This is a genomic window from Neobacillus sp. FW104-15D2 (assembly GCF_058790155.1).
Genome location: NZ_JBYTCJ010000007.1, coordinates 40,758 through 53,432 on the forward strand (window position 1 = coordinate 40,758; position 12,675 = coordinate 53,432).

Consider the following 12,675-nt stretch of genomic DNA (forward strand, 5'->3'; position numbering starts at 1 on the left):
TTATTCCTCCATCCGTTCTTAATTGTATTTAATCCTTGGATCAGCTACCGAATAAAGAACATCTGTAATCAGATTCGACAAGAGCACGGCTACAGCCGCCATTAGATTCATGGCCATTAAGGTCGGATAGTCCCGGGAGCCAATCGATTGAATCGTTAATTGTCCTAATCCCGGCCATTGGAAGATTTGTTCGGTAACAACCGCACCACCGATTAATAAAGGAATATCCATTCCGATGACCGTTATGATTGGAATCAGGGCGTTCCTAAGGGCATGTTTGTTGATAACGAAAAATTCCTTCAGGCCTTTTGAACGGGCTGTCCGTAAGTAGTCCTGTCCGAGTATCTCCAATACGCTTGACCTTACATAGCGGACCATACTTCCTGCTATACCAGTGCCCAAGACGAGTGCCGGCAAGATCAGGTGATTGAAGGTATCGGCAAATCCTCCGGTTCCGCCCAATGTATTCATGCCGCCTGTCGGAAAAATTTGAAACACAATCGAAAAAACATAAATGGCGCCTAATCCCAGAAAAAAGTGGGGAATGGAAATACCTAAAAACGAAAAGGTGGTAGACAGGTAATCCATCCAGGAATATTGGCGTGTTGCACTTAAAATGCCGATAGGGATTGCAATTAAATAAGCAATGATGATAGCTGTTCCCATTAAGAGAAGGGTTGGGCCCAATCGGTCGCTAATCATGCCAGTTACGGCTTGATGAGTCGAAAACGAAAATCCAAAATTACCATGGAGGATTCCGCTCAGCCAGCGTACATATTGCACATAAAGAGGGTCATTCAATCCCAATGTTTCCTTTTTTAATGCAATATCAGCTGCGGTAGCATCTGGATTTATTTGCATTTCTACCGGGTTGCCGGGAGCCATATTCACAATCAAAAAGCTGAAAATGGTTACCCCAAAAAGTACCGGAAGCGCAATTAAAGTACGCCGAACAATATATTGAAACAAGTTAATCGCCCCTTTATCCTTTTTATGCCAGCGGAAAATGACATGCTACAGTATGTCCGCTGCCCATCAATTCAGGTGTTTTTTCACGGCAGATGCTTTGTGCCAGAGGACACCTTGTATGAAAGCTGCAGCCTTTAGGAGGATTCGCTGGGTTTGGAACATCTCCTTCGACGACAACCCGGTTCCGGTTGCGAAGATGCGGATTCGGTATCGGATACGCACTGAGTAATATTTGTGTGTAAGGGTGTCTAGGATTTTTGAAAATTTCTTCCGTTGTCCCAAGCTCAACAATTTTGCCAAGATACATAACAGCGATTCGGTCGCTGATATATTTTACGGCACCAAGTCCGTGGGCAATAAATAGGTAGGTTAATTGAAACTTCTGTTGTAAGTCTTTTAATAAGTTCAGAACCTGTGCTTGAATGGATACATCAAGAGCTGAAACGGGCTCATCACAAACAATTAGTTTAGGGTTCAAGATAAGGGCTCTTGCAATCCCGATTCTTTGCCGCTGACCGCCAGAAAATTCGTGAGGATAATGGTTGCGGTGGTGCTTGGTTAACCCGACAATTTCCAGTATGTCATCCACTTTACGGGTGATTTCACTTTTGTCAGCCAGTTTATGGACCAGCAAAGGTTCTGCTAATAAATCCCCAACCCGCTTACGAGGATTCAAGGACGAATAGGGATCTTGAAAAATAATTTGCAATTGGGGCCGCAGCTGTCGCAATTCTGTATTCGATAATGTCGATAAGTCCCTTCCTTGGAAAATGACTTTTCCTTCGGTAGGAGGATCAAGCTGGACGATAGCCTGTCCCGTTGTGGATTTGCCGCACCCTGATTCACCAACAAGGGAAATCGTTTCTCCGGGAAAAATCGAGAAGTTCAAACCATCAACTGCTTTTACATGTCCAACCGTTTTAGATAGAATCCCTTTTTTAATAGGGTAATATTTTTTTAAGTTTTGAACTTCAATTAATGGTGTCCCTTGCCGAGGAGCATCGGCTTTTCGATTCGTTTCTAATGAAGTGGTGCTGCTCATGCATGAACCTCCCTTTGCCTATCAGCTAGTATTTGTTGCTGCTGGTCTTCATAAAGCCAGCATCTCACTTTATGCTCATCATGTTTATTAATAGGAAGGAGTGGAGGTTTTTCGTTTTTACATTTTTCATTAGCAAATGGGCAACGTGTATGGAAACGGCAGCCTTTCGGCATGTGCTTCAGTGTTGGTACAGTTCCTGGAATGGAAACGAGTCTTTCATGGCTGTCATATTCAAGGTGGGGAATAGATTCCATGAGTCCTTTTGTATAAGGATGTTTCGGTTCATCAAATAAGGTAAATACATCTGCTTCTTCAACAACCTGGCCTCCATACATCACGAGGACCTTATCGGCCATCTCAGCAATGACTCCTAAATCATGGGAGATCATCATGATGGCTGTATTGGATTCCTGACGAAGTTTCTTCATTAACTCAAGAATCTGGGCTTGAATGGTTACATCAAGAGCTGTCGTTGGTTCATCGGCAATTAACAATTTGGGTTTACAGGAGAGTGCCATTGCGATCATAACCCTTTGCCGCATACCGCCGGATAATTTATGCGGGTACTCATAGATGATTTCTTCCGCCCTAGGTATGCCGACTCTCTTCAGCATTTCAATCGCATACATTTTTGCTTCTTTTTTTGATAATTTCATATGAAGAATGGTTAATTCCATCATTTGATTTCCAATGGTGAAAACAGGATTCAACGAGGTCATTGGCTCCTGGAAAATCATCGAAATTTCATTCCCGCGAATATGTCTCATTTGTGCTTCAGGCAGCTGGGCTAAATCATTTCCACCCAGTTTAATCGATCCCTTTTTTATATAACCGGATTTCCCGAGCAATCTCATAACGGACAGGGAGGTAACACTTTTCCCACAGCCGGATTCACCTACAATTCCAATTGTTTCTCCCGGTTTTAAATAAAAAGTTACCTCATCGACTGAAATCACTTCTCCTTTATCATTTTTAAATGCGGTTTGAAGCTTTTCTACCTCTAATAGGTTGCTAGACAAAAGAATCACCCCCCGGTTTAGTAATTAAATAGATGGCTGTGCGGCATTTTCCTCTACTTTTTCGACAATATAGTGGTAAACCAGGCTTAAAAATGCCTTTCCCGCGTATACCATTGCTTTTTCATCAATATCAAACTTCGGATGGTGATGGGGAGCAGTAGCTCCTAATTCTTCATTGCGTGACCCGGTGAAAAAGAACATTCCAGGCCTTTCTCTTAAATAATAGGAAAAGTCCTCGCTTCCCATTATGGCTGGCATTTCAACAAGAGTACTTTCGCTGTGGCAGGCCTCCATAATCGTTTTAAACACTTCTGTTTCTTCTTCGTGGTTATAAACAGCAGGATATCCTTTTTTGTACATAATCTCGCATTCCGCATGCAGTGCACTGCAAATTCCCTTGACAATATTCTTTATTTCGCGTTCCATATGTTCTCTTACCGTTTCATCAAAGCTTCGGACTGTTCCTGTTAAGGTTGCAGTATCGGCAATGACATTATTAGCATTTCCTGCATGGAACGAGCCAACGGTTAAAACAGCTGATTTTTGAGGATCAATCTGCCTGCTCACTATGTACTGAAGCTGATTAACAATTTGGCTGCCAATCGCAACGGCATCAACAGTTTCATGTGGGGAAGCGCCATGTCCGCCTTTTCCCAGGATTTTTATTTCAAAAGCGTCGGCAGATGCCATCGCATATCCTTTTCGATAGAGGTAGGTTCCTGTTGGTGAACCTGATGATAAATGTGTTCCAAATACTACATCCACACCATCGAGGCATCCATCCTCAATCATGGCAATCGCACCGCCGGGAGATAACTCTTCAGCATGCTGATGAAGCAATACTACGTTTCCTGCAAGTTCACTGCGATTTTCGCTCAATACTTTGGCAACAGCCAGTAGTGTTGCAGTATGGCCGTCGTGGCCGCAAGCATGCATCACTCCGGGTACTTTGGATTTATAAGGAACTTCTTTTTCATCCTGAATGGGAAGGGCATCAAAATCAGCTCTTAAGGCAATGGTCTTTCCCGGTTTCCCACCACGGATCGTACCAACAATTCCTCTTCCTCCAACGTTTGTTCGCACTTCAATTCCATAGTCTTTTAAGATTTCTGCTATCATTTTTGGTGTTTCAACCTCTTGGAATGATAGTTCAGGGTTCTGATGCAAATGTCTTCTCCAATCCACCATTTGCCCATACGCCTCTTCTAACTGTGAATGCCAATCTTTTAACATGTCCAAACCTCCAAATGTTTTTATCGTCCTTCTTCGTAAAAAAGTTTCTGGAAAAACTATAGCATGTCCCATAGGAAATCTAATTTAATATGGAAGATTTCCTAACACACTTTTGGAAATTCCTCATAGTGGATTACTTTTAAACTTTGCCAATTAAATTTTCCTGTAGAAATAAGAAAGTTTATGTTGGATGTACCCCGCTCACTGTACCTTCTCCTCTCTGTAAAAAATGCAGCTTTCCTAAAAAAGTAAAGCTGCAAATAATTTCTAAAATTTTCGTAAGTCACTTGGAAAAATATTTTTATATAAAGTTTTATTATTCAGATTATACTGAAAGTTAGATATTAGGTCAATTAAGATTTATAAAATTTAGAATATTCTGTTGTGTTTTTCCACCTTTTTACCTTTTTCAAAATACCTCCATAAAATCTTTATATGGGACTTTAGGATAGTATTACTACAGTTAGGACGAAAAGGGTTTTGGCCGCTGCAGGGCCTTATATTGGCGGAGTATATAATCAGTCATCAGGGACCAATCAATTCTCTATCAGTGTTCATCGGGTAATTCTAAGTGAATTATTGATTAACCAATTCAAGGGGAGGAAATCGTTCATGGTTTGGGGGTAAAATACATCATATATAGGGGGTTTCATGAAAAAAAGCCAAAATTATTTATGTTCCAAAACCGGTGGATCTCGCTCATCTTATACTATTTTAAGCTGGAAAAAGGGGAAATTTATATATGCAGAAAGGTAATGAATGGGATATGGCTCTCAACGTTGACATGAAATTTCACTAATACTTGTGTTAATCGTGTACAATGATAAACTTAAAAACTTGTTAATTTATAGTAGAGTCATCTACTTACGCGGCTTTTTTATTAGGATCAGCATTAGCAATTGAGTTCATTAATGTTACAAGATGCAAAGATATAGAACTTTAAGGAAACCTTTTAAATAGGTGCCATGCTTGGTGCCAAAATTTTTAAAAATACGAATCACACACAAGAACTCACTATGAAGCAAGAAAAATTGTCTTATCAAGACTTGAGAGTCATGAGATCAGATGCTAGCAAACTTCAAAACAGCTTGTGACCTGCGTGCCAGGTCAGGTGGGTTCGATTCCCTCGCAGTCTCGCCAAAATTATTATCTGCTTTTTTGTCTTAACATAATAAAGAAGTTGATAAGGTAGCAAAATCATTTGTAAAGTATATTTAGTTGATGTAGAAAAGATTAATAACATAATCAATGTTTCTGCAGACGATCCACGTCGAGTATGTATCATTGCTGGAGTTAAACAAATAATTGTAATAAAAATATTTTTATTAGGACCAGACGAGATGTAAAAAAAGCTTTCTGTTATTCTTTCACTAACGTTTGGCTTTCGTGCACCAGTAAGAAGATATTATTGTTGTAGAAAAATAAAAAAGGATAGATAGAGCATTTTATTCTGCTCATCTATCCTTTTTATTTTGAAGTTTTAAGCTCCAATTTTCCCTTCAGCTGCAGCCTGTTTTGCCGGGTTCTTTTTCTTCCTATTTACGAGATAGATACTGGCAACAATCAGTACAATTCCTAAGAATAATAGTTTCGTAAAGGGTTCATTCAAAAATACGGTGCCTATGACAACGGCAAGCATTGGAACTAAGAATGTAAAGGTCGCTACCACGCTCGCATCCCCTGTTTTCACAAGCAGGACGTAGAGAATCCACGATATGGCAATCCCCAGAATGGTACCAAATGATAGACCCCATAAATACGTATCATTCCAAACAATACTCGTCCATTTTTCAGACGAAAGTCCGGCAATCATTAGAACAATTCCCCCAATTAAACACTGCAAAGCAACCATCCAAAGCGAATCAACTGAGTGAGCATTTTTCTTGGTATAAACGGTACCTAATGCCCAGGAAAGGGCGGATAATAGTCCGAAAATAATTCCTAAAATGGAAACGTGGCCGGAAAATCCTTCTGCGCTGACAGAAATAACTCCCAGAAACCCTAGAATAAGTCCCAATACTTTAGGAATAGTCATTGATTCTCCTAACCACAGCCAAGCAAGAAGGCCTACTAAAATTGGCTGGAAATAGACAATAACTGAGAATAAACCAGATGGTACTAATTTAAGCCCCTCTGTTTGCAGCCCATAGAACAAAGCAATATTTAAGGTGCCGGTAACGGCATATATTTTCCAATTCTTCCGCCATTGAATGCGGGCTCGTGTTTTCCAAATGACAGCACCTAGGAGCACTCCGCCCAGCAAACATCTCAGCCCTGCAAAAAGCAAAGGTGGTGTAAATGCCAATGCAAGTTTATAAATGGGCCAGGAAACACTCCAAATAATAATTAAGCCTGCCATCATTAAAAACCATTTTAAATTCATCCGATCTTTCTCCCTTAGTTCGAATTGACTGGCTCATAGTCGTAAAGAGTCAATCTCCTATCTCTATAAAAACTACAACTTTCCTAGAATACGCCCCTTCGTAAAATATTTCAATAAAGAAGCCTTTCCAGATTGTAGTAATTACAAGACGCCTTGGATTTCCTATCCTAAAACCAACCTCACGGCTTGCTATATAAATTCTATAAAGGGAAGTGCGTAATCTTATGTGTCGATTCCAGTTATAATAAGGATTTAAATATCATTTTTAAAGAAACTGTCAATCTGTCTCTTCATTTCTTCTTTATTTTCCCGAAATTGTCGGTGCCGATGACCATTGCTTCCTGAAGGATGGGGAAAACCCTTTAAAATCGGTTGATTTTTATAAAAGTAATCGAGTGCTTTGCTTACATTCACCCCTAAAGGAATAATGAGAGGATTTTCGAGCCTAGAGATATCCTTTATAAAAGAATTTCTTACATAATCGAGCAGCATGTCGGTTTTTATAATATTGGGCCGTGAGCCGTTAAAGTTTTGATGATTAAAGAATACGGCATGTGGCAGGATGGAGGTAGTATAAACCAGGTGACTGGCTGTTCCGAAAAGTTCGCTTGAAGATGAAATGCCCAGATGTCTCGGCAGCTCCAATTCATCCAGCATGGCAATGAGATTTTTCCGCATCGATCCCTCAAAGCTGGCACTTTTCTTTACCTCGTGAAGGAGTTCCTCTTCACTTAAATGTTGATTTTCTATCACTGCCGTATAAGCTTTTTTCATTTGGTGAAGCCCAGGTGTAATGCCTGCTATCACCACCTTGGCTTTCTCATTTATGTAATCAAAAGGAGTGTAATATACCTCTAGTTTTTTCGCATCATCCTTTTGTAACAAGAAATTTGAATTTAAAAGGTCATTATCAGATAATGGCAATTGTAGGGATAATATTTTTTCTTTAAATAGATGAAATTTTGAGTCAGTCACAATTCCCATTCATTTTTCCTCCAATATATAGAGATAGGTGAACTCATGAAGACGAGATATTCTAATTTAAACAATGTTGATAACAAAAAGTCATTTAAAGATATGCGGAAATGGATGAAGGAAAGAAAAAGTAAGGTAAAAGACCTTACCATAAATATTCCCCAAGCTGCCAATAAAATAATAACAGAAGTTAGGGAAAACCGTACGAAAACGTCCTACACCTGGATTGGCCATTCTACTTTTTTGATTCAATTAGACGGGCTGAATATTTTAACGGACCCGGTATGGGCAAAGAGGATGGGCTTTCAAAAAAGATTAACGGAGCCAGGAATGGCGTTATCTGAACTGCCCGAGATCGATATCGTCGTCATTTCCCATGGTCATTACGATCATTTAGATTTCCCCACCTTGAAAAAATTAAAGGGTAACCCTCAGTATTTTGTTCCTATCGGGTTAGGTTCACTTTTTCGAAAAAAGGGTTATGACCGTGTGAAGGAAATGAACTGGTGGGATCATACGGAATTTGAAGGGATTCAGCTTCATTTTGTTCCGGCTCAGCACTGGACAAGACGGACCCTTACCGATATTAATACTTCCCATTGGGGCGGCTGGGTCTTTCAAACTCCTGAGGAAACCTTGTACTTCGTTGGGGATACCGGTTACTTTTCAGCGTTTAAGGAAATTGGGGATCGGTTTACAATCGATACCGTATTTATGCCAATTGGGGCGTATGAGCCGGAGTGGTTTATGAAGGTTTCGCATATTTCACCGGAGGACAGTGTCACTGCCTTTAAAGAACTAAATGCGGAGGTATTTGTGCCGATGCATTATGGTGCCTACCGATTGGCTGACGATACTGGCCCAGAAGCATTGGAGCGATTATATCAGGCCTGGGAAAAAGAACAGCTGCCGAAGGAAAAATTAAAGGTTTTAGATATTGGGGAAACCGTCATGGGGGGACAGTAAGTGTCCCCTGTGACCGGTCCTGTTAAATTTCGGGAAATTCTCATTGATAGAAAAAGAAGGTACGAATATGATCGCAAGGAGATTTCCTTTTAATAAATCACTAATTGGTTTTTCCATTCCTTTTCCTGCCCGATGTCATGGCCAAAAAAGATTTTCGCCTTCTCCGTTGAGGCAATCTCTCTTAACTTTAAAATAGACGAGTGTGCCTGGTCTTGGTTATTTACCGCAAAGGGGACGAGTTTCTCAAAATTTTCTCTCGTATAGGACGCATCGATGGTTAAAAGGAGATTACCGGATTCCTTTGTCTGAATCAGGACCGACTGGTGCCCCGGACTATGGCCTGGAGTAGATAGCAGCTGAATCCCGGGAACGAGTTCCATGTCTCCATCTACTACCTTGTAATTTAGAGTCGGCCGTTTGCAAATATCCAAATAACCAGGTTCCGTCATTGCAGCATCAAACTCAGCTTTTTGGATCACAATGTCTGTATTCGGAAATAGCTCATTGCCACCCGCATGGTCAAAATGCAGGTGAGAACTAATCACACAAGCTAAATCACCAGGCTGATAGCCCTTACGGTTGAGAACTTCGAGGATGGTATCCTCTTTCTGCATTTTCGGAACAATAGACCCATCATCATCCCCACCAAATAATCCTGTTGGACTTTCCACGCAAGAAGCCGGCATTCCAGTATCAATAAGAATAGGGCCATCTGTTGTTTCCACTAAATAAACCCAAATAGGTAGACTGACAGATTGCTGTCCAAACTCTAGTCTGGTGTCAAGAATAACAGCATCGACCTGGCAGCGGCCAGCTGGTAATAATGATAATTTTTTTATCGCCATTAAGAACACTCCTATAATTCAAAATCTTTTCTTTTAAATATTCTAGTTATAAAAAGGATTTTCCTTTCGTTTGTCGAAATATCCATAAAAAAGGGGGTAAAAAAATGAAATTGACTATGAAAAGTAATATAGTAGAAGATTTTCATGGAACGAAGGTTGAAGATCCGTATCGCTGGCTCGAAGAACCAAATAGTGAAGAAACGATGGAGTGGGGAAAAGAGCAAGGGGAAAAGTGTGAGGCTTATTTCCAGGACACCACAACAAGGGAAGAAGACAAGGAAAGACTGACTGACTTATGGAATTACCCTAAGCTTTTCGTTCCAAAAAGGGTAAAAGGCAAACTTTTTTACCAGAAAAATGACGGTTTGCAAAACCAGGCGATTCTTTATAAGAATAATGGAGAAAAGGATTCTATTTTAATTGATCCGAATAAAATAAGCGACGATGGTACAGTTGCGATGACGAACTTTTCCTTTAGCGGCGATGGCCGTTATCTTGCTTATGCCACTTCTAAAAACGGCAGCGACTGGCAGGAGCTTTTTGTAAGAGAAGTAGAGAGTGCCGAAGATTTAGGGGATCATATTCAGTGGGTGAAATTCACTTCTCTATCATGGGCACCGGATCATTCTGGCTTTTTTTACAGCCGCTTTCCGGAACCAGGAACCGTAAGTGAGGAGGAGTCAGGAAATTATAGTAAGATCTATTTTCATAAATTAGGAACTCCTCAAAGTGAAGATACACTCATTTATGAACAGCCGGAAAACAAGGAACTGATGTTTACCTCATTTGTAACCCATGATGATCAATACATCTATCTTGAGGTTAACCACGGAACGGCTGCGCAAAATCGTTTCTATTTGAAAAAAATAGATTCGTCTGATGAATTTACTCGTTTACTAGATGAGCAGGATGCTGAATATACTTATATTCACAATGAAGGTTCAGTTTTTTATTTTAAAACAGACCTAAATGCTCCTCGTGGCCGAATCATTGCTATCGATATTGAAAGTCCTTCAAGAGAGAATTGGAAGGAAATTGTGGGCGAGCAAGAAGATGTGATATATGCGGTTAAGTTTATTAATGGGCAGTTTGTTGTCGCCTTTTTAAGTAACGCCTATAATAAGCTTCGCTTGTACAATGAAGACGGCAGTTTTGATAAACAAATTGATATTCCCTTAATCGGTTCACTCACTGACTGGTCCGGCAAACACGACCAAACCGAAATGTTTTTCGGCATGACTTCCTTCTTGAGTCCAACTGTTGTGTACCGTTACGATTTTTCAAATGCTGAGCTTGAAGTGTATGCTGAGTCTGAACTCAAGGTAGATACATCTCAGTACGAAACGAAACAGGTTTTCTATTCCTCTAAAGACGGTACAAAGGTACCTATGTTTTTAACAATGAAAAAAGACCTTCCGCTAAACGGAGAAAACCCTGTGATTTTATACGGCTACGGCGGCTTCAATATCAGCATGACACCTGGCTTTAATCCTGCGATTTTACGCTGGCTTGAAAAAGGCGGAATCTATGCGGTAGCTAACCTGCGTGGCGGTTCCGAATACGGCGAGGAATGGCACAAGGCTGGAATGCTGGATAAAAAGCAAAATGTATTCGATGACTTTATTTCGGCTGGTGAATATTTAATAGAAGAAAACTATACCAGCAAAAACAAGCTGTCCATTATGGGCGGCTCTAACGGAGGCCTTCTCGTGGCCGCGTGTATGGTTCAGCGTCCGGACCTTTTTGGAGCGGTTATTTGCCGGGTGCCGGTTATTGATATGCTGCGTTATCATAAATTTACGATCGGACGGTACTGGATTTCTGAGTATGGAAGTGCGGAGAATCCTGAGCAGTTCCCGTCCCTTTATAAATACTCACCATTGCATAACATTAAAGAAGGGCAAAAGTATCCACCAGTGCTGATCGCGACAGCTGAAAGTGACGACCGAGTGGTACCAGCCCATGCGAAGAAATTCGCTGCTACTTTATTGGAAAAAGCTGATCCTGAATCAACCATTGTTCTTCGTCTGGAAGCAAAAGCAGGACACGGTCTTGGAAAGCCTACATCCAAAGTGATTGACGAGTGGGTAGACTTTTACGCATTTTTAGATAGAGAGTTAGTATAAGAGAAAAAAGCTGGTTTACGTTGAGGCGTGGATCAGCTTTTTTTATAATGTTATTTTTCATCCACTTACTTCCCAGAGGCTTATACTGATCTTTAACCTAAAAGAAACCCTGATTTGTTAATCAGAGCTTTTAACCATGGTTATTTTAGGATAAGTACAACTTATTACTCTTCATGCTGTTCTATTTCCGACAAGAATGGTTTATTCGCGTAATAGTACATAATCCCCATCATGAATTCTCCTCCAATCAGATTCCCAATCGTAACAGGTACCAGATTGCGAAGGATAGCCATAAATGAAACGGTTTCGGGGTGCTGGTGAACCAGTGCGATCGCAAAAGAGCACATATTGGCAATGCTGTGTTCATATCCCGAAATAAAGAAGCAAAAGACAAACAGCATCATGGAAAACATCTTGGCTCCGCTTTCCTTAAAGGCCATCGGGATAAAGAAAGCCAGACAAACAAGCCAGTTACAGAGAATTCCCCTGAAAAATAGCTGTGAAACAGGAGCATGAAGCTTATGGTCGACTACTGTCATTAAGAAGGTAGTCGAAGCGGGTGCTTCAAATAAACCAGTAGAGTAAATCAAGAGAGCAAATAGAACTGCACCAAGAATATTGCCAATATAACTGTAAAACAAAAGTTTAAAGACTTGGGACCACTTCATTCGTTTTCGCAAAGCTGCATACGTATAATAAAATGTGTTCCCCGTAAATAAATCCCCGCCGCCAAAGGCGATTAAAATAATCGCAGCTCCAAAGGTTAAGGCGGCCATTGGATACGCAAAAGGGGATTCAACCAAATAAAAGAAATTCCCTGTTTTAAACGCAACAATGACACCAAAGCCAATAAACATACTGGCTAGCATACTTCGTAAAATGTAGCGGAGGTGGCTTTGCTGAAAGATTTTCTGCTTTTTCAACGCAAGTTTTTCGACTTCAAGCAATAGTTTCGTTTCCATATAATCACCCGGTTTATAGATTGTCCACCAGCAGGATTTATATTTCATTTGCTTATTACATTGTACATAAGGAATTCATCAGCCTAAAGCAATTCTTTCCAATATATACCCAATTCACTCTTTCTATAGTCGCCGTTTCAGTGTACATCATTCTA

At 40.5% G+C, this 12,675-nt stretch carries 10 protein-coding genes; 2 read left to right on the forward strand and 8 right to left on the reverse strand.

Annotated features, from left to right (window positions below):
• Positions 1 to 18: 18 nt before the first annotated feature.
• The 6 genes from AC3WR0_RS07640 to AC3WR0_RS07665 form a co-directional block, all read right to left on the reverse strand.
• The gene (locus tag AC3WR0_RS07640; protein ID WP_492551744.1) at positions 19 to 969 is read right to left on the reverse strand and encodes an ABC transporter permease; all 951 of its coding nucleotides are present in this window, start codon (positions 967 to 969) and stop codon (positions 19 to 21) included.
• Between the two features lie 22 nt (positions 970 to 991).
• Positions 992 to 2,011, reverse strand: coding sequence for an ABC transporter ATP-binding protein (locus tag AC3WR0_RS07645; RefSeq protein ID WP_492551745.1), 1,020 nt, complete (start codon positions 2,009 to 2,011; stop codon positions 992 to 994).
• Complete coding sequence (locus AC3WR0_RS07650) at positions 2,008 to 3,030, reverse strand: ABC transporter ATP-binding protein (RefSeq protein ID WP_492551746.1); 1,023 nt, start codon at positions 3,028 to 3,030, stop codon at positions 2,008 to 2,010. The genes AC3WR0_RS07645 and AC3WR0_RS07650 overlap by 4 nt, the downstream gene beginning before the upstream one ends.
• 24 nt (positions 3,031 to 3,054) lie before the next feature.
• Positions 3,055 to 4,263, reverse strand: coding sequence for a M20 family metallopeptidase (locus tag AC3WR0_RS07655; RefSeq protein ID WP_492551747.1), 1,209 nt, complete (start codon positions 4,261 to 4,263; stop codon positions 3,055 to 3,057).
• A 1,480-nt stretch (positions 4,264 to 5,743) separates the two neighbouring features.
• Complete coding sequence (locus tag AC3WR0_RS07660) at positions 5,744 to 6,646, reverse strand: DMT family transporter (protein ID WP_492551748.1); 903 nt, start codon at positions 6,644 to 6,646, stop codon at positions 5,744 to 5,746.
• Between the two features lie 252 nt (positions 6,647 to 6,898).
• Positions 6,899 to 7,630 (reverse strand): uracil-DNA glycosylase family protein, encoded by a 732-nt coding sequence (locus AC3WR0_RS07665; RefSeq protein WP_492551749.1) that lies wholly within the window; start codon positions 7,628 to 7,630, stop codon positions 6,899 to 6,901.
• A gap of 36 nt (positions 7,631 to 7,666) precedes the next feature.
• Here AC3WR0_RS07665 and AC3WR0_RS07670 point away from each other — a divergent pair, with 36 nt between their 5' ends.
• Entirely contained in the window at positions 7,667 to 8,587 is a 921-nt protein-coding gene (locus AC3WR0_RS07670; RefSeq protein ID WP_492551750.1) for an MBL fold metallo-hydrolase, read from the forward strand.
• A gap of 89 nt (positions 8,588 to 8,676) precedes the next feature.
• Here AC3WR0_RS07670 and AC3WR0_RS07675 read toward each other — a convergent pair whose 3' ends face one another.
• Complete coding sequence (locus tag AC3WR0_RS07675) at positions 8,677 to 9,432, reverse strand: N-acyl homoserine lactonase family protein (protein ID WP_492551751.1); 756 nt, start codon at positions 9,430 to 9,432, stop codon at positions 8,677 to 8,679.
• Positions 9,433 to 9,536: 104 nt separating this feature from the next.
• On the opposite strand from AC3WR0_RS07675, the gene AC3WR0_RS07680 reads away from it, so the two are divergent.
• Positions 9,537 to 11,558: a prolyl oligopeptidase family serine peptidase gene (locus AC3WR0_RS07680; protein ID WP_492551752.1), complete on the forward strand. Its 2,022-nt coding sequence runs from the start codon at positions 9,537 to 9,539 to the stop codon at positions 11,556 to 11,558.
• Positions 11,559 to 11,722: 164 nt separating this feature from the next.
• Here the strand turns inward: AC3WR0_RS07680 and AC3WR0_RS07685 are convergent, their stop codons facing one another.
• Positions 11,723 to 12,520 (reverse strand): formate/nitrite transporter family protein, encoded by a 798-nt coding sequence (locus AC3WR0_RS07685; RefSeq protein ID WP_492551753.1) that lies wholly within the window; start codon positions 12,518 to 12,520, stop codon positions 11,723 to 11,725.
• Between the last annotated feature and the right edge of the window lie 155 nt (positions 12,521 to 12,675).

What these genes read in the sequence shown, in the direction of transcription:
- AC3WR0_RS07655 (WP_492551747.1), bottom strand. Translation starts at nt 4,263, where the DNA reads ATGTTAAAAGATTGGCATTCACAGTTAGAAGAGGCGTATGGGCAAATG.
- AC3WR0_RS07680 (WP_492551752.1), top strand. Translation starts at nt 9,537, where the DNA reads ATGAAATTGACTATGAAAAGTAATATAGTAGAAGATTTTCATGGAACG.
- AC3WR0_RS07665 (WP_492551749.1), bottom strand. Translation starts at nt 7,630, where the DNA reads ATGGGAATTGTGACTGACTCAAAATTTCATCTATTTAAAGAAAAAATA.
- AC3WR0_RS07645 (WP_492551745.1), bottom strand. Translation starts at nt 2,011, where the DNA reads ATGAGCAGCACCACTTCATTAGAAACGAATCGAAAAGCCGATGCTCCT.
- AC3WR0_RS07675 (WP_492551751.1), bottom strand. Translation starts at nt 9,432, where the DNA reads ATGGCGATAAAAAAATTATCATTATTACCAGCTGGCCGCTGCCAGGTC.
- AC3WR0_RS07670 (WP_492551750.1), top strand. Translation starts at nt 7,667, where the DNA reads ATGAAGACGAGATATTCTAATTTAAACAATGTTGATAACAAAAAGTCA.
- AC3WR0_RS07660 (WP_492551748.1), bottom strand. Translation starts at nt 6,646, where the DNA reads ATGAATTTAAAATGGTTTTTAATGATGGCAGGCTTAATTATTATTTGG.
- AC3WR0_RS07685 (WP_492551753.1), bottom strand. Translation starts at nt 12,520, where the DNA reads ATGGAAACGAAACTATTGCTTGAAGTCGAAAAACTTGCGTTGAAAAAG.